The sequence below is a fragment of the Micromonospora sp. NPDC004540 genome (genome assembly GCF_040610095.1).
In the GTDB taxonomy this organism is placed as follows: domain Bacteria; phylum Actinomycetota; class Actinomycetes; order Mycobacteriales; family Micromonosporaceae; genus Micromonospora.
Genome location: NZ_JBEXLR010000001.1, coordinates 122,601 through 138,680, shown reverse-complemented (window position 1 = coordinate 138,680; position 16,080 = coordinate 122,601). Strand labels below are relative to the sequence as shown.

Here is a 16,080-nt window from a genome sequence, read left to right as displayed (position 1 = left end):
CGCTCACGGACGGGGGTTCGTACGCACCCAGCCCTTCTCCCCCTCGCGGCGCCCCTGGGTGGCGGCCAGGCAGCGCGGGCAGACGTAGCCCTCCGGATCGGCCTCGGTGAGCACGTCGGTGTCCGAGTAGTCGAACGGCACGTGCGGGAAGCGGCGCAGCCGGGTACGGCTGAGCGGGAGCCCGCAGACCGTCTGGTTCTGCGCGGGCAGCCAGGCGTGCACCTCGCCGCCGGGCCGGCGCACCCCGTCGGCCCCAGCCACCTCGCCGGACGCCGCCACCGCAGCCGTACCGCTCACCCTCATGCGTGTCCCGGTTCCCCAGCGGGGCGTCGTCATGCCCGCCGGCGCCCTTGGTGAGTCCGAAGATCGACAGGTGGGGAAGGCGGAAGCTCCGTGCGGGCGGGTTCCGGTAGCCTGGGCGGACGGGCCGCTAGCTCAATGGCAGAGCTGTGGACTTTTAATCCATAGGTTCAGGGTTCGAGTCCCTGGCGGCCCACTCCTCCTCTGGTCAGCGGCCCTTGTAGGGCCGCTGTCTTTCTATGCACGGCTCGTACAGCAGTAGCGCCTTACCGGTCCAGCGCCCTGCCGAGCCGCTTGAGGGCGTCGCGGGCCGGCAGCCGAGGAGACCACCGTGTAGATCTCCATGGTGATGGCGAACTGCGCATGCCGGAGGATCTGCATCGCTCTTCCGGGACGAGGCAGTCGAGGTGGAGGGATGAGGTGGGGTCCTGGCCGTGGCAGCATGCAGTGGTGACGCTTGATGATGAGCGGTACTTAGATGCCTTCGTTGACTACAGCAGAGGGCATCATTTCGTTCGGCTTGACGTCGAAGTGCCGCCAGAGACCCTGACTGAAGGGTTGGCCGGTCCCGACGACAACGTGCCACATGGCTCGTTGTGGTTGTCGGCGGGGCGGGCGGAGGCGCTGGCTAGGGCGTTGCTCAGTTGCGCGTCAGAGGTGAGGAAGCAGCAGCTTCAGACATAGGCCCTGACCAGGGCCGCTGTTGCCATGATCGGGGCGCCAACACCGTCACACTGCGGAAGCTGAATCGCGCGCGGTGGCGCTTGGTGTTGGGTCGCTTCCCGGCTTCCGCCGCTTCAGTCGGGCCACACCGATGATGTTCAGACCGACACCCCAGATCAGGAGCACGACGAGCCACTGGGCCCAATTCACTGCGCTCATCCGGCCCGAGAGCAGGTTCCGGACCGTGGCGTACGGGGTGAAGGCTTGCGCAGGCTGGAGGACGTCGACGCCGCCCAGCACGGCCCACAGGCCCAGCGGCAGCACGATGGTGGCGAGGCATGCGACGACAGCAGGCCGCAGTAGCAAGCCCAGCCCGGTCCCCACCAACTGGGCGACGATCTGCACCAGTACGCCGCCCAGCGCGATGGTTGCGGCGTGCCGCCACGGGTCCGGGGCGGTGCCCGCCGGCGCGAGCGCGAGAGCAGCGGCACAGACCAGGACCCCGAAGAGTCCGACAGCGGCGGCCAGGAGCGTCGCCGCCAGCAGGGTCGGGGTGAGCCGGGCTGTGCTGGGTGCCCGGCGCAGGTCGCGGGCCAGCAGGACGCCGAGGAACGGCACCGTCACCGACATCAGGCTCTGCACCGGGTCCGAGAGGGTGGAAAAGGTCAGATCGGCGGGCTGCTCAGCCGCGGTCATCGCCAGGGCGGCCAACAGGCCCAACAGCAGCGTGATCGCTATCAGCCACCGTCGGGGCCGCGTCCCGACGGAACGCCGGATCGCATCGAGAGTCGCCCCGCCAAAGCCGGTCGACTCCTCGTCGATGTCAACGGTGCGCTTCCTCAAATCCCTGCCTCCCATCCTGCCCTTTCCGTCAGTTTCTCCTATCCGGACCAAGCCGCGCTGTCCCGAACACGGGATCGAGGTCGAACTGTGGCCGATTCCGGTTCAGTCGTCCAGGTCGTAGTCGGATTCGCTGAGGAGGCCTGACACGAAGGTCTCGAAATTGGGGGCGAGGACCGTGATCTGGTAGTTCCTTTCCTGGTCGACGTGGACGACGGCCGGCTCTCCGGGCGAGCGGTAGTCAAGGGCGATCATGTCGTGACCCGCGGACGGACAGTCGGCGATGTAGACGCCGATGTCGGGGTAGCCCCACTCCGCTACCCAGAACGCGCTGCCGACCGCGCCGCAGAGGCTGAATCGAGCAGTTCGACCGATCGCCGCCAGTCTGTACACGCCGACGTGGTCCTCAGCCCAGGAGGTTCGGTCGGGTGCCGGGTGGGCGTCACGGGCAAACGAGCCGCCGTTGTGTCGACGGCTCAGGTCGACGTACGCGGCGGGCAGCCGGTGCCCAAGCTGCGCCTCTACCGCCCACAGAACCTCGTCGGTGAGCGGGGCCTCCAGCGGGCCCGATTCGTCGAAGACAGTGGTGGGATCGAGCACGGGCTGACTGTAGTTCGGTTGGCGTACGTTTCAGGACCTAAGCCAGCGCCTGGCCGAGCCGCCCGCCCTTCACACCGGCTACCGGCACATCGAGTCGATCAGTTCCTCGAAGCCGGGGAACTCTTCCCGCGCCGCGGTGATGGCCTCACCCGCCGACCTGCGCTGCGACGGCGCCCAGCGTTCGGCGATCTCCGTGAGGCGGGCATCCGGGCGCGGCTCATGTTCGTGGTCGGGGTATTCCGTCGCCTCCCAGGGACCGAAGCCGTCGGCGAGAAGCCAGAGATAGGCCCACAGATTCTGCGCCACGACTCCCGTCTCGCCCTCGGAACCGAGGAACACCACCGGCTGCTGCTCGATCGGCTCGCCATGACGCACGAGCCAGAATGCGGCGAGGCCGCCCGTGCCGTCCTGCCCGAAGACCCGGAACTCGGCTTCCCCAAGCTCCGCGTTCCCCGTCCAGGCCCGCCACCACTCGACGGTCTCACCGGCGTCAAGAAACTCGGGGTACGGCTCGAAGTCGACGCCCGCCCCGTTCCGGTAGTCGAAGCCGACCTCATGAGCTTCGGACAGCGGGGGCGGCAAGGCACGACTGTCGTCTTCCACGGCCGCACCCTATCGAGGCGGACCGACATGTCAGCTGCCGTGTCAGGGGCGTGTCAGGTGGGTGGCAGGCCGGGCGCCGATGGTGGTCCCCATGACGAACTCAGCGATCGCGGCTTCAGGGCTGCGGAAGGCGTACAAGGACAAGGTCGTCCTCGACGGCATCGACCTCGATGTCGCCGCCGGCACGATCTTCTCCCTGCTCGGCCCGAACGGGGCGGGCAAGACGACGACGGTCAACGTGCTGACCACCTTGATGAAGGCCGACGGCGGCACGGTACGCGTCGCCGGCCACGACGTGGCGACCGAGACCAAGGCCGTACGCGCGGCCATCGGGGTCACCGGTCAGTTCGCCGCCGTGGATGAGCTGCTGACGGGCCAGGAGAACCTCCAGTTGATGGCGGATCTCAAGCGTCTTGGCTCGGGTGAGAGCAAGCGGGTCGTCGCCGACCTGCTGGAGCGGTTCGACCTGACGGAGTCGGCGCAGAAGATGGCGGCGACCTATTCCGGGGGCATGCGGCGGAAGCTGGATCTGGCCATGACCCTGGTCGGCAAGCCCCGGATCATCTTCCTCGACGAGCCGACGACGGGCCTGGATCCGCGCAGCCGCCGGACGATGTGGGACATCATCCGCCAGCTGGTGGCCGAGGGCGCCACCATCTTCCTGACCACCCAGTACCTGGAGGAAGCCGATCGGCTCGCGGACCGGATCGCGGTGCTCGATCAGGGCAAGCTGGTCGCCCAGGGCACTCCCGCCGAGCTCAAGCGCCTGATCCCGGGCGGTCACGTCCGGCTCCGGTTCGCGGGCGACCTCGAACTCGACTCCGCGATGCGGGTCCTGACCGACGCCGCGCGGGACGGCGAGGAGGACCTGACCCTGCGGGTTCCCAGCGACGGTGGGGCGAGATCGGTGCGCGCCCTGCTGGCACAGCTCGACGCACATTCCATCGAGGTCGAGGAGTTCTCGGTGCACACGCCGGACCTCGACGACGTCTTCCTTGCCCTGACCGGCCGTACCAACACGAAGGTGAACGCATAATGAGCAGCGCGATGACCATGTTGGGTCGCAACTTCAAGCACACTCTCCGGAACCCGGTCGCGGTGTTCAACGCGGTCCTGTTCCCGATCGTCCTCATGCTGATGTTCGTCTTCGTCTTCGGCGGCGCTTTCGACATCGACGGCAAGTACATCGACTACGCGACGCCGGGAATGATCGTCTTGACGATCTGCTACGGGTTGAGCGCGACCGCGCTGGCCGTGAACTCCGACATGACGAAGGGGATCATCAACCGGTTCAAGGTGATGGACATCTCCCGCAGCGCCGTGCTGAGCGCGCATGTCGCCGCCACCATGCTCCGTAGTCTGATCGCCATCGCGGCCCTCATCGGAGTGGCCTTCGCGCTGGGATTCCGGCCGGCGGCGAGCCCCCTCGAATGGCTCGCCACCATCGGTTTCATCGTCCTGGTCTCCTTCGCGACCACCTGGATCACCGTCGCCCTGGGACTGGCCGCCAAGACCCCGGAAACGGCGGGCCTGGTCTCCGTGCCGCTGGTCATGCTGCCGTTCCTGAGCAGCGCGATCGTGCCGGCCGAAACGATGGGCCCGGGGGTGCGGCAGTTCGCCGAGTACCAGCCCTTCACGCCGATCATCGAAACGGTGCGCGGGCTGCTGACCGGTGACCCGTCCGGCAACAGCGCGATCGTCGCCGTCATCTGGTGCGCCGGGATCGCCCTGGTCGGATACGTGTGGTCGCTCTCCACCTTCAAGAAGCGAGCCTGACCAACCGGAGCGGTTGCCCCGCCCGCCAAGAAGCACGAGGAGAGGTTGTCATGCCCACATTCGCCACGCCGACCCCCATCGCCGCCACCGTGGAGGTCGCCGGTGCCCGGGTGCGGATCACCGCGAGCGACCGGACCGACACCGTGGTGCTGGTCGAACCCATCGACGAGGCGAGCCGCAAGGACGTCAAGGTGGCCGAGAAGACCAAGGTCGACTTCACCGGCGGTCAGCTGTCGGTCAGGACGACCGCCGCCGGGGACAAGACCGGATCGGTCGCCATCACGATCGACCTGCCCACCGGCTCCGGCCTGGCCGCCTACCTGGCGCACTCGGACGTGCATGCCGACGGCTCGTTCGGCGAGTGCGAGCTGCACCTGGCATCGGGTCGGGCCCAGCTCGATCGCGTCGGCGCGCTGCGGGCGAACGTCGCGTCCGGTGAGGTCGCGATCGGCCACATCGCCGGACGCGCCGACATCGACGGCGGGGCGTTCACGATGCGGATCGGCGAGGTCGAGGGCAGGGTGGGGCTCTCGAACTCGGGCGGGCAGGCCTGGATCGGCCACGCCTCGGCCGACCTCGATCTCAGCAGCGGTAGCTGCGACTTCGACATCGACCGTGCCGACGGCAGCGTCACCGCCGGGACAGCCAGCGGCGCCATTCGGATCGGCCGGCTGACGCACGGTCACGCGAAGCTGATGAACGGCTCAGGAAACATCGAGGTCGGCATCAGCGAGGGCACCGCTGCCCACATCGACGCCAACAGCGAGCGCGGGTCGGTGCGCGACTCCGTGTCGCCGCAGGGGAACCCTGACCCGTCGGACACCAAGGTCTCGGTTCACGCCCGCACGCGGCACGGCGACGTCGTCATCCGACGTGCCGCCACTGACCGCTAGAAAGCGAACGTGACCTCGACCAGCTCGGAGGAGCTCGTCCGCGCACCCTCCTGCGTCACCTCGGCGAACCGCGCTTCGCCGAGGTGACGCCGTGCGTCCCGCTCGATCCGCGCCGCATCCGGATGGGCGCGATCCGGCAATCCGCGCACCGCGACACTTGCCCCGAGCAGCCGCGCCGCCTGCTCGTACTGTTCCTGCCGGACTGCCAGGTCCGCGACCCCGACGAGTATCTGGGCGATCAGGAAGGCGTGTCCCGCCTCGGACGCTGCCTGCCAGGCCGCCACGCGGTGGGTACGAGCCTCACGGAGGTCGTCGGCCAGGTAGCCGAGCACGTCGTGTATGCCCGCGCGGATATGCGTCTGCTCCGCGTCGTCGCCCAGAAGGGCGGTCGCGATGCCGAGTTGGTGGCGCGCCTCCGCGGCGTCACCGCCCCGACGCGCGAGCTCCGCCTTGGCGAGCGCCAGCTCGAACAGGGCATCCGGCCAGGTGACCCGTTCGGCGCACCGCTCGGCCTCGGCGATGGCGGCCGCGCTGGAGTCTCGATCGCCGTGCAGCCAGTAGAGCAGGGCCTGTTGCGTCCGTAGCCGGATGACGTCCTCGACGGCGCCGACCTCGGTGACCACCGCGATCGCCTGTTCGTAGTGCGCACAGGCACCGGCAAACTCACCGCGCAACGCGAGTTGCCCGGCCAGCTCGGCCAGAGCCAACGACATCCCGAATCGTTCGCCGAGCGTCCGGAACTCGGCGAGCGCCATCTCAAGACCGGCCTCCGCGTCCCGGCCGCCCTGACCGAACATGATCCGCATCTTGCCGGCCTGCCAACGGGCCAGGGCGCGTACCCAGGGGTCGTCGTTGTCCAGCAACGGCTCCCACGCGGTCACCGCGGCTTCCGGCGCCTGCAGCATGCGTTCCAGCGGGTCGACCAGTCTCAGCAGCGGGTTGGGGTGCCGACTCTGCTGACTGAACCGGTACGCCTTGTGGATCCATTCCGCGCCCTGGTGTTCGTCGCCCCGCCCGGAGGTCACGAAGAGCACGATCAGCGCGTACGCCATGGCCCGGACGTCATCGGTCACCTCGCCGGGGAGGTCGGTGGCCGCGATCATCAGCTCGATGCCCTCGGCCCGGCGGCCGCCGAGCCACCAGTACCAGCCGGCGGCCGCCGCGAGCCGCATTGCCGCCTGCGCCTCACCCGCCGCGATCGCCCCCCGCATCGCGGCACCGATGTTGTCGTGCTCCGCCTCGAGCGTGGCGAGCCATTCCAACTGCTCGGCGCGGCGAAGATGCGGCTCCGCGGTCTCGGCGAGCTCGGTGAAGTAGGCGAGATGTGCCCGGCGAGCCAGGTCCGATTCCCCCGCTTCGGCGAGCCGGTCCGCGGCGTACTCCTTGATCGTGCTGATCATCCGGTAGCGCGGTGCGCCGTCGCCCTCGGTGACCAGCAGCGACTTCTCGGCCAGCGAGGTGAGCAACTCGAGCACCTCGTCCTGCTCGACCGCGTCGCCGGCGCAGACCCGCTCGGCCGCCTCCAGGCTCGTCCCGCCCGAGAACACCGACAGCCGGCGCAGGACCGTCCGCTCGGCGTCGGTGAGCAGTTCCCAGCTCCAGTCGACCACCGCGCGCAGCGTCTTGTGTCGCGGCAACGCGGTACGGCTCCCGCTGGTCAGCAGGCGGAACCGGTCATCGAGCCGGTTGGCGAGTTGCTCGATGGTCATGGTGCGCAACCTGGCGGCGGCCAGTTCGATCGCCAGCGGCATCCCGTCCAGCGCCCGGCACACGCGCGCCATCGTCGACAAGGTGTGTTCGTCGACTCCGAGGTCCCTGCGAACCGCACCCGCCCGGTCGCGCAGCAGACGGACGGCCGGGGAGGATGCGATCTCGCCCGGGCCGGCGTCGGTCGGCACGGCCAGCGGCTCGACCAGCCACAGCGCCTCACCGGTGATGCCGAGCGGCTCCCTGCTGGTGGCCAGGATCCGCAGCCGTCGGCATTCCCCGAGCACCCGATCGGCGAACCTCGCCGCCGACTCGATCACGTGCTCACAGTTGTCGAGGATCAGCAGCGCCTCCCGCTCGCGGATCGCGGCAATGAGCCCGTCCGCCGGGTCCGCGCTCGGTGCCGCGCCGAGCAGGGCATCCCGGAGCCCGAGCCCGGTGAGCGTCGCCTGCGCGACGTCACCGTCGGCGCCGATGGCGGCAAGTTCCACCAGCCAGACCCCGTCGGGCAGGTCGCCGGCCATCGTGCGTGCGGTTTCCGTGGCCAGCCTGGTCTTGCCCGAACCGCCAGGCCCGATCAGGGTGGTCAGCCGGTGCTCCGCGATGAGCCCGCGGACCGCGGCGACATCAGCTTCCCGGCCGACGAAGCTGGTGAGCTCGGCACGGACGTTGGTCTTCCGGGTCTCCTCCCGCCGGCCCAACTCGCCCCGCAGCAGCGCCGTGTGCAGGGCCGACAACTCCGGCGAGGGGTCGACACCCAGCGCGTCGGCCAGGGCTTCCCTCGTGCGTTCGTAGGTGAGCAGGGCCTCGGCGTCGCGGCCGGCGGCCACCAGGGCGCGCATCAGCGCAGCGACCAGCGGTTCCCGCAGCGGATGCGCGGTCACGGCGTCGGTCAGTTCCCCGACCACCTCCGCGCCGTGGCCGAGACCGACCTCCGCTTCGAAGCGATCCTCCATCGCCGTCAGGCGCAGCCCCTCGAGCCGCGTCACCGCCGCGTCGAACGCTCTGCTGTTCTCCAACCCGACATCCTGCATGGCGGCACCGCGCCACAGGGCGACGGCTTCGCGCAGCAGCCGAACTCGCTGGAGACCCTCCTCCTGGCGAGCCCGGCCGAGGAGGCGTTCGAACCGCAGGGCGTCGACCGCGCCTGGGTCCACCACCAGTCGGTAGCCGCCCGTCTGCCCCTCGATCACACCTCCGGGCAGCGCCTTGCGCAGCCGGGAGGCCAGTCGTTGCAGGGCATTCGCCACGTCCGCGGGTGGGTTCTCACCCCAGATCCAGTCGATGAGCGTCGCCTTCGAGACGACGCGGCCTGGTTCGAGTGCCAGGGCGATCAACAGCGCGCGCAACCGGGCGCCCGGCACGTCGGCCAGGATGCCGTCGTTCGTGTGAACCTCGAATGATCCGAGCATCCTGACCTGCACCCACTGATCCTCCCACGGCGGCTCGCCCTTGCCGGATCGCCCTTTGGGCGCCGCCTGAGCCGAGATCCGATCCCGGGCGGAACACCGCCCGCTGTCCCCCTGTAACGCCCCGCGCATCGACGACGCCGGATGAGTGGAGGCAGTTGATCTCCACGGTCCGCCGCCCGGCGGGCCGTTGCCCGCGACGTGAGGAAGTCATGCGACCGAACTCCCTGTCCCGCTCGCTCCGACGTGTCGTCCCCACCACCCTGGCCGCCCTCGCCCTCGGCGCGGCGGCTCTCCCGGCCGACGCGGTGGCGGCCGGGAAGACCCAGCCCGACCTGGCCGTCGACCTCGTGATGACCGATGTGGTGAACCCGGCGGAGGGCGAGACCTTCTCCGCCCAGATCGACCTGCGCAACTACGGCAACGGCGACTCGGGTCCGGTGAAGGTCACCGTCGCGGTGCCCGCGGGCCTGCGCACCACGACCCCGTACGCCGGCACCGGGTGGACCTGCGCGGCGGCGAGCGCCACCAGTTACTCGTGCGCGTACCCGGCGCTGCTGGCCGGGCAACGGAGCCGGCTGAACGTGCCGTTCGAGGTGGCCGGCGCGACGCCCGGCACCACCGTGCCGATCACCGCCACGATCGCCCCCGACAAGCGGGAGTCGAACACCGGCAACAACACCGGTTCGGTGACGGTGGCCATCGCCGGCACCGCGGTGATCCGCGGCATCGTCTGGCACGACCTGGACGGCGACGGGCAGCGCGAGGAGGGCGAGCCCGGCATCGGCCCGGAGGGCGTCCTCCGGGTGTCCCTCTGGTCGCCGCAGGGACAGGCGACCGGGGGCGGCTCGGCCACCGTGGAGCCGGACGGCACCTGGTCCATCACGGCGCGCACCGAGCAGCTCTACCAGGTGCGGGTGGAGGCGACCAACCAGTACGACACGACCGCCGGGAACGTGGGTGACGACGCCACCGACTCGGACCTGGTGACGGCGTACCAGTGGGACCCGACCCTGCTCGCCGCCAGCGCCGAATTCCACGCCCAGCACGGCGGCGAGTACGTCGTCGACGCCGGCCTGGTGACCCGGAGCTGATCCCGGCAGCCGCCCGCCCGGGGACCCGAAACCCGGGCGGGCGGCCGGCGGGGGAGCAAACCCTCCCCGCTTCGTCACCTGTCGGCCGCGCACCGACCCTGGTTGTCTCTCTCCCGACGGGATCTTGAGAGAAAGCAGGGTTTCCCATGTCGATGCTCCGCCGTACCCTCGCCACCGCGACCGTGGCCCTCGCCGCCGGCGCCGTCGCCCTGGTCGACGCCTCCCCGGCGCTGGCCAGCACCCCGGCGAGCTGCTCCAGCGTCCGCCAGATCGGCACGACCCGCGTGCTCACGGTCGGCGGCATGCAGGCCGCCTCGGTGAAGCAGTACTACGGCTGCGGCTACAACTACGCCTACATCTACGTCTGGGAGCAGTACCGGGCCAGCCACTCGAACTGGGACCTGTACGTGCACGTCATCGACGAGTCGGACAGCGGCACCGACTACGGGGTGGGCGAGCTGAGCAACACCACCCGGGCGGAGCTGTGGGGCAAGCCCGCCAACACGGCCGCGCACTGCACCCACGTCACCGGCTACCTCAACTCGACGGGCGGGTCGACGAGCACGGTCTGCTGACCTTCGCCCGCCCGACGTCCCGGGCCGTACCTGGGGGCGGCCCGGGACATCCCCGGTTCCACCACGACCACCGATCCGCCGAAGGGGGGCGGGGCCGGCCGGCCGCCCGACCGGCCCCGGTGGCGACACTCGACGGTCCGTGCCCTGCTCGGGGCACGGACCGTCGGCGTCCCCGGTGGAGGGTGCACCCGAGCGTCCGAGGCCGTCGCGACCCGTCGGTAGCATTCAGCGGCGATGGTCCACAGCGAACAGCCGGTGACGCACCGCCCCGCGGCGGGCGCCGCCGTCGACCTGGGGATCGCCGGGTGCACCGACGCCGTCGAGGTCGGGCGGGGCGGGTTCGGCGTCGTCTACCGGGCCTGGCAGGCCGACTACGCCCGCTGGGTGGCGGTGAAGGTGCTCGCCGCCGACTGGGGCGGGCCGTCCCGCGCCCGCTTCGAGCGCGAACTCCGCACCCTGGGCCGGCTCTCCGACCACCCGCACATCGTCACCCTGCACCAGGCCGGCCGGACCGCGGCCGGCAACCCGTACCTGCTGATGGCGTACGAGGAGGGCGGCTCGCTGGGCGACCGGCTGCGCCGCGGGACGGCGGGTGACTGGCGGGCGGCCGTCGCCGGCGGGATCGCGGTGGCCGGCGCGCTGGAGACCGCGCACCGGGCCGGCGTGCTGCACCGCGACGTGAAGCCGGAGAACATCCTGGTCTCCGGCTACGGGGAGCCGAAGCTGGCCGACTTCGGCCAGGCCCGGCCCGGCGCGGAGCGCCCCGGCACGCGCGCCCGGGTCACCGCGAGCGTGCTGCACGCCGCCCCGGAGGTGCTGCGCGGCGAGCCCGCCTCGGTGGCCGCCGACGTATACGCGCTGGCGTCGACCGTGCTGCACTGGATCCGCGGCGCACCGCCCTTCACGCCCGGCGACGGGGAGTCCACCGCGTCGCTGCTGCGCCGGATCGCCGCCGACCCGATGCCGGACCTGCGCTTGCTCGGCGTACCCAACGGGGTGTGCGCGGCGCTGGAGCGCGCGCTGGCCAAGGATCCGGCGCGGCGGCCGGGGTCGGTCGCGGAGTTCGCCGGGGAGCTGCGCGCGGCGCAGGCGGCGGCCGGGCTGCCGGTGACCCCGTTCGTCCCGGGTGACGTGGCCGCCGATGTCGGGGCGCGGCCGGCGTCGCCGGCCGGCTCGGCGCCGTCGCTCTCCGCCCGCCGCCGCGCGGCCCTCGCCCTCTCCGCCACGGTGGCACGACCCTCCCGGGTACGCCGGCACGCGCTGCGCCGGACCGTGGGCCTGGCGGTGGCGCTGGCGGCGGTGCTGGCCACCGGGTACGCGCAGGCCCCGCCCCCACCCGCCCCGGTGAGCCTGCCCGAGCGGGTCGAGCTGGGCGAGTTGACGCTGTACGCGGAGTCGGCGGAGCGGCCGGTGCGGGTGCGCAACCGTGCCGATCACCCGGTGACCCTGGGCGGGGTGACGGTGGGCGGCCCGTCCCGGGACGAGCTGCGGATCGTCGCGGACGGGTGCGGGTCGCGCCGGCTCGCCGCGGGGGCCGAGTGCGAGGTGCGGCTGGTCGCCAGGCCCCGGACGGCCGGGTCGGTCCGGGCGGTGCTGGAGCTGACCGTGGCCGGCCGGCGGCTCGGCACCACGCTCGCCGGCACGGCCACGCCCCGCAAGGCCAGCCAGGACGACGCGCCGCCCGGCCGCTGCTACGCCGACGCCTACCAGATCGGCGTCTCCGCCTACGGGTACGCGGGCGGCCTGCGCGCCATCTCGGTCAAGCAGTACTGGTCGCCGAGCTGTCGGGCCGCCATGGCGTACGTCTGGGTGTGGAAGCAGTACCGGGACAACGTGTCGACCGGCGGCGGCACCTGGACCGTCGACCTGGCGGTACGGGCGGGCGGACCGCGGACGCGGCAGCGCGCCACCGGCCAGCCGTACGAGCTGTGGACCGAGCCCTGGCCGTCGGCGGGGCGGTGTGTCACCGCCACGGCCACGGTGACCGTCACCCGTTCCGGCGCGGTGACCACGGCGACCACCGAGCCGTGGTGCGACCGGTGACCGGCGGCTGGTTCGAGGTGTACGGCAGCGGACCGGTGCGCCTCGTCCCGCTCAGCGTGGACACGCTGACCATCGGCCGGGCCCCCGGCAACGAGCTGCCCATCGACAGCCGGCTGGTCTCCCGGCTGCACGCGCTGGTCGAGCGCTTCCCGTCCGGCTGGATCATCCGCGACCTGGGCAGCACCAACGGCACCACGGTCAACGGGGCGCCGCTACGCGAGGCCCGCACCCTGCGCGACGGCGACCGGGTGGAGGTCGGTCCGGCGCGGCTGCTGTTCCGCGCCCCCGGGCAGCTCACCGGCACGAGCACGGTCGATGTCGAGCCGCCGCCCGCCCCGCCGGCGCTCACCCGCCGGGAGACGGACCTGCTCGACGCGCTGTGCCGCCCGTACCTGGCCGGGGGCGACACCTTCCCGGAGCCGCCGGCGGTGCGGGGGCTGGCCGGCACGCTGGGCGTCAGCGAGAGCGCGGTGAAGAAGCACCTGACCCGGCTGTACGACAAGTTCGGCCTGGTCAGCAACGACGACCGGCGCCGGTCGCGGCTGGCGGCCGAGGCGGTCCGCCGGGGCGCGGTGGGCTGACCGGGCGACTCCGGTGGCGGTCGGCCCTCCCGCCGGGCGCCGATGTGTAGCACGCTGGGCGACACACCGTTGACCCGTCGTGTCCATGATCCGGCTGTCGACGCCGTCCACCTGGTACGACGGTGGGACCAGTCGAGCCGAGGAGGTACCGATGACCAGTGGGCGGGAGACCGTGGAGGTCGACCCGGTGGTGTTCCGCGCCGTCTACGACTCGCCCGCCTCGCTGCCGGGCCGGCACCGTTGGACCACCCCGGAGGCGGACGTGCGCCGGCTGGAGAAGCTGTTGAACATGCCGGCGCGCAGCATCGGCGCCCCGCTCTGGGTGAGCGGCGACGAGCCGGACTGCCCGAAGTGCGGTCGCCGGGTGAACTGGTACGACATCGTCTCCTCCGCGCTGCACGGGGTGCACGACCGGGGCATGATCGCCCGGGTCATCCTCGGCGAGCGCAAGTACGTCAACACCGAGGTGCCGGCCGCCATCCCCGGCGTGCACTGCGCCGACTGCCGCACCCCGATCGAGGGGCTGCGCAGCTTCAAGTGCCACAACTGGGCGTACGCCTTCGAGGCGCTGGAGGAGATTGTCGAGCGGATGTCGGGCGTGCCGGTTCAGCCGGCGCCGCCCGCGTCCGCCTGACCGCGCCGGGCCGGCCGCCGGCCGGGCGGTGACGGCGGCTCGGGACCGGGGTCCGGCACCGGCGGCATCGGCCGGTCGACCGGCGCCGCCCCGGTCACCCGGAGCCGTTCGCCGTGGTGCCACAGCTCGACGGCGTCGGCCGGGCCGGCGTCGGGCAGCTCGTAGCGGGCCGTGCCGGGGGTGAGCGTGACCCGCAGCCGGTGCCCGTGCCAGCGCAGGTGAAAGGCGAGCCGGGTGATCCGGCGGGGCAGCCGCGGGTCGAAGGAGAGCACCCCCCGGTCGTCGCGCAGCCCGCCGAAGCCCTGCGCCACCACCAGCCAGGCCCCGGCCAGCGAGGCCAGGTGCAGCCCGTCGGCGGTCTTGTCGCCGAGGTCCTCGAGGTCCTGCAACGCCGTCTCGGCGAACAGGTCGTACGCCAGGTCGAGGTGGCCGACCTCGGCGGCGAGGACCGCCTGCGCGGAGGCCGACAGCGAGGAGTCCCGGACGGTCCGGGCCTCGTAGTAGGCGAAGTTGCGAGCCTTCTCGGCGGCGGTGAACTCGCCCGGGCAGCGCAGCATCGCCAGCACCAGGTCGGCCTGCTTGACCACCTGCCGGCGGTAGAGCTCCAGATAGGGGAAGTGCAGCAGCAGCGGGTAGTCGTCCGCGCGGGTGTTCGCGAAGTCCCACTCGGGCTGCTCGGTGAAGCCGGCCGACTGCTGGTGCACCCCGCGCTTGCCGTCGTACGGGACGTGCACCGCGTCGGCGGCGGCCCGCCAGCCGGCGATCTCGGCCGGGTCCACGCCGAGCCGGGCGGCCGCCTCCGGGAGGCGCTCGGCGGCGTCGGCCGCGCCGCGCAAATTGCGCCGGGCCATCAGGTTGGTGAAGAGGTTGTCGTCGACCAGCGCGGAGTACTCGTCGGGGCCGGTGAGCCCGGTCAGGTGGAAGGTGCCGGTGTCGGACCAGTGGCCGTACCGGTGCCAGAGCCGCGCGGTCTCGACCAGCAGTTCGACGCCGCAGTCGGCGAGGAACTCCGCGTCGCCGGTGGCCGCGACGTAGCGCAGCACCGCGTCGGCGATGTCGGCGTTGACGTGCAGCCCGGCGGTGCCGGCCGGCCAGTAGCCGGAGCACTCCCGGCCGCCGAGGGTGCGCCACGGGAAGGTGGCGCCGGCCAGTCGCAGCTCGGCGGCGCGGTCCCGGGCCTCGGGCAGGTGCGCGTGCCGCCAACGCAGCGCCGAGCGGGCCAGCCCCGGCGCGAGGTACGTCAGCACCGGCAGCACGTAGCTCTCGGTGTCCCAGAGCACGTGGCCGTCGTAGCCGTTGCCGGTCAGGCCCTTGGCCGGGACGGTCCGGTCGCCCTCGGCCCGGCCGGACTGGAGCAGGTGGAACACCGCGAAGCGGACCGCCTGCTGGAGTTCCCGGTCGCCGTCCAGCTCGACGTCGGCGGTGGCCCAGGCGGCGTCGAGGGCGGCCCGCTGCGCGTCGAGCAGGGCGGCGAACCCCTCGGCCCGGGCCGCGTCCGCCTCCGCGACGGCCAGGTCGGCCAGCTCGTCGGCCGGGGTGTCCTCGACGTGCGCGCACTCGTACGCGGCGAACCGGGTGACCCGGATCCGCTCGCCGGGGCGCAGCGACCCGGTGACCGCCAGCCGGAACCGGTCGGGGGTGAGTTCGGTGTCGGTCGCGGCGGTGTCCGGCGCGTCGATCCGGTGGGCGACCGCGACGGCGACCCGCTGGGCGCTGTGCTCGGTCCGGTGCACGAGCACCCCGTCGGTGCCGTGGTGCCGACCGGTCTCGGCGCTGAGCGGGTCGTGGATCACCGCGGCGGCGCGCGGGTCGTCGGCGCGCTCCGGCACCCGCTCGTTGGCGAGCAGGTCGGCGGAGACCCGCACCTCGACGGGGCCGTCCAGCGGCTCGACCTGGTAGTCGACCGCGGCTACCGGCCGGCGGGGCAGCGAGACCAGCCGGGTGCTGCGGACCCGGACGCCGTGCCCGCCCGGCGAGATCCACTCGGTCTCCCGGCGGACCACCCCGGCGCGCAGGTCGAGTTCCCGCTCGTGCCGCCGGACCGTCCCGGTCCGCAGGTCCAGCGGCTCCCCGCCGACCCAGAGCCGGACCAGCGCGGCGTTCGGGGCGCTGATCACGCTGTCGCTCTGCTCGGGGAAGGCGTACCCGCTCTCCGGGAAGCTCAGCTCGCGCCGCTCGTGGAACCCGTTGAGGTAGGTCCCCGGCATCTCGTAGGGCTCGCCCTCGTCGAGGGTGCCGCGCCACCCCACCCAGCCGTTGCCCAGCGCGAAGATCGACTCGGTTGCGCCGAGCCGGTCCAGGTCCGCCGCGGTACGGCGGATCCGCCAACTCTCCTCGCCCTCGGGTGTGTGCGGCACGGGTC

14 protein-coding genes and 1 tRNA gene are annotated in these 16,080 nt (G+C 72.2%); 9 read left to right on the top strand and 6 right to left on the bottom strand.

Translation table 11 applies throughout. From position 1 onward, the window contains the following. Positions 1-3: 3 nt before the first annotated feature. On the bottom strand, positions 4-303 hold the full coding sequence (locus tag ABZV78_RS00710) for a hypothetical protein (protein ID WP_355634655.1): 300 nt from the start codon (positions 301-303) through the stop codon (positions 4-6). A gap of 121 nt (positions 304-424) precedes the next feature. Between ABZV78_RS00710 and ABZV78_RS00705 the strand changes: the two genes are divergently transcribed. Then, positions 425-496, top strand: a tRNA-Lys gene (locus ABZV78_RS00705). Positions 497-1,029: 533 nt separating this feature from the next. Here the strand turns inward: ABZV78_RS00705 and ABZV78_RS00700 are convergent. From ABZV78_RS00700 to ABZV78_RS00690, 3 genes are all read right to left on the bottom strand, one after another. Then, the gene (locus tag ABZV78_RS00700) at positions 1,030-1,806 is read right to left on the bottom strand and encodes a hypothetical protein (protein WP_355634654.1); all 777 of its coding nucleotides are present in this window, start codon (positions 1,804-1,806) and stop codon (positions 1,030-1,032) included. Positions 1,807-1,908: 102 nt separating this feature from the next. Then, positions 1,909-2,403, bottom strand: coding sequence for an SMI1/KNR4 family protein (locus tag ABZV78_RS00695; RefSeq protein WP_355634653.1), 495 nt, complete (start codon positions 2,401-2,403; stop codon positions 1,909-1,911). Between the two features lie 78 nt (positions 2,404-2,481). Continuing rightward, positions 2,482-3,006: an SMI1/KNR4 family protein gene (locus ABZV78_RS00690; protein WP_355634652.1), complete on the bottom strand. Its 525-nt coding sequence runs from the start codon at positions 3,004-3,006 to the stop codon at positions 2,482-2,484. Positions 3,007-3,097: 91 nt separating this feature from the next. Between ABZV78_RS00690 and ABZV78_RS00685 the strand changes: the two genes are divergently transcribed. The 3 genes from ABZV78_RS00685 to ABZV78_RS00675 are packed head-to-tail and all read left to right on the top strand — an operon-like array spanning position 3,098 to position 5,675. Then, on the top strand, positions 3,098-4,042 hold the full coding sequence (locus tag ABZV78_RS00685) for an ATP-binding cassette domain-containing protein (RefSeq protein ID WP_355634651.1): 945 nt from the start codon (positions 3,098-3,100) through the stop codon (positions 4,040-4,042). Beyond that, positions 4,042-4,782, top strand: a complete 741-nt coding sequence (locus ABZV78_RS00680) for an ABC transporter permease (RefSeq protein ID WP_355634650.1) — start codon at positions 4,042-4,044, stop codon at positions 4,780-4,782. Before ABZV78_RS00685 ends, ABZV78_RS00680 begins: the two co-directional genes overlap by 1 nt. Positions 4,783-4,832: 50 nt before the next feature. Further along, positions 4,833-5,675 carry a DUF4097 family beta strand repeat-containing protein gene (locus ABZV78_RS00675; RefSeq protein ID WP_355634687.1) on the top strand — a complete coding sequence of 281 codons (843 nt, stop codon included), beginning with the start codon at positions 4,833-4,835 and terminating at the stop codon, positions 5,673-5,675. On the opposite strand, the gene ABZV78_RS00670 is transcribed toward ABZV78_RS00675, so the two are convergent. After that, on the bottom strand, positions 5,672-8,806 hold the full coding sequence (locus ABZV78_RS00670; protein ID WP_355634649.1) for a BTAD domain-containing putative transcriptional regulator: 3,135 nt from the start codon (positions 8,804-8,806) through the stop codon (positions 5,672-5,674). The two genes, ABZV78_RS00675 and ABZV78_RS00670, sit on opposite strands and share 4 nt — an antisense overlap. 197 nt (positions 8,807-9,003) lie before the next feature. Here ABZV78_RS00670 and ABZV78_RS00665 point away from each other — a divergent pair, with 197 nt between their 5' ends. From ABZV78_RS00665 to ABZV78_RS00645, 5 genes are all read left to right on the top strand, one after another. Beyond that, entirely contained in the window at positions 9,004-9,885 is an 882-nt protein-coding gene (locus tag ABZV78_RS00665) for an SdrD B-like domain-containing protein (RefSeq protein ID WP_355634648.1), read from the top strand. A gap of 146 nt (positions 9,886-10,031) precedes the next feature. After that, positions 10,032-10,460 carry a hypothetical protein gene (locus tag ABZV78_RS00660; RefSeq protein WP_355634647.1) on the top strand — a complete coding sequence of 143 codons (429 nt, stop codon included), beginning with the start codon at positions 10,032-10,034 and terminating at the stop codon, positions 10,458-10,460. Between the two features lie 234 nt (positions 10,461-10,694). Next, positions 10,695-12,503, top strand: a complete 1,809-nt coding sequence (locus ABZV78_RS00655) for a serine/threonine-protein kinase (RefSeq protein ID WP_355634646.1) — start codon at positions 10,695-10,697, stop codon at positions 12,501-12,503. Next, positions 12,488-13,084, top strand: coding sequence for an FHA domain-containing protein (locus ABZV78_RS00650; RefSeq protein WP_355634645.1), 597 nt, complete (start codon positions 12,488-12,490; stop codon positions 13,082-13,084). The genes ABZV78_RS00655 and ABZV78_RS00650 overlap by 16 nt, the downstream gene beginning before the upstream one ends. Before the next feature lie 151 nt (positions 13,085-13,235). Beyond that, positions 13,236-13,718 carry a hypothetical protein gene (locus ABZV78_RS00645; RefSeq protein WP_355634644.1) on the top strand — a complete coding sequence of 161 codons (483 nt, stop codon included), beginning with the start codon at positions 13,236-13,238 and terminating at the stop codon, positions 13,716-13,718. Here the strand turns inward: ABZV78_RS00645 and ABZV78_RS00640 are convergent. Then, a complete protein-coding gene (locus ABZV78_RS00640) occupies positions 13,691-16,075 on the bottom strand; it encodes a glycosyl hydrolase family 65 protein (protein WP_355634643.1) in 2,385 nt (794 codons plus the stop codon). The genes ABZV78_RS00645 and ABZV78_RS00640 overlap by 28 nt on opposite strands. Between the last annotated feature and the right edge of the window lie 5 nt (positions 16,076-16,080).

Bases quoted from the DNA above. Each gene is read 5' to 3' on its own strand.
- ABZV78_RS00645 (WP_355634644.1), top strand. From the start codon at position 13,236: ATGACCAGTGGGCGGGAGACCGTGGAGGTCGACCCGGTGGTGTTCCGC.
- ABZV78_RS00655 (WP_355634646.1), top strand. From the start codon at position 10,695: ATGGTCCACAGCGAACAGCCGGTGACGCACCGCCCCGCGGCGGGCGCC.
- ABZV78_RS00675 (WP_355634687.1), top strand. From the start codon at position 4,833: ATGCCCACATTCGCCACGCCGACCCCCATCGCCGCCACCGTGGAGGTC.
- ABZV78_RS00685 (WP_355634651.1), top strand. From the start codon at position 3,098: ATGACGAACTCAGCGATCGCGGCTTCAGGGCTGCGGAAGGCGTACAAG.
- ABZV78_RS00665 (WP_355634648.1), top strand. From the start codon at position 9,004: ATGCGACCGAACTCCCTGTCCCGCTCGCTCCGACGTGTCGTCCCCACC.
- ABZV78_RS00680 (WP_355634650.1), top strand. From the start codon at position 4,042: ATGAGCAGCGCGATGACCATGTTGGGTCGCAACTTCAAGCACACTCTC.
- ABZV78_RS00660 (WP_355634647.1), top strand. From the start codon at position 10,032: ATGTCGATGCTCCGCCGTACCCTCGCCACCGCGACCGTGGCCCTCGCC.
- ABZV78_RS00710 (WP_355634655.1), bottom strand. From the start codon at position 303: ATGAGGGTGAGCGGTACGGCTGCGGTGGCGGCGTCCGGCGAGGTGGCT.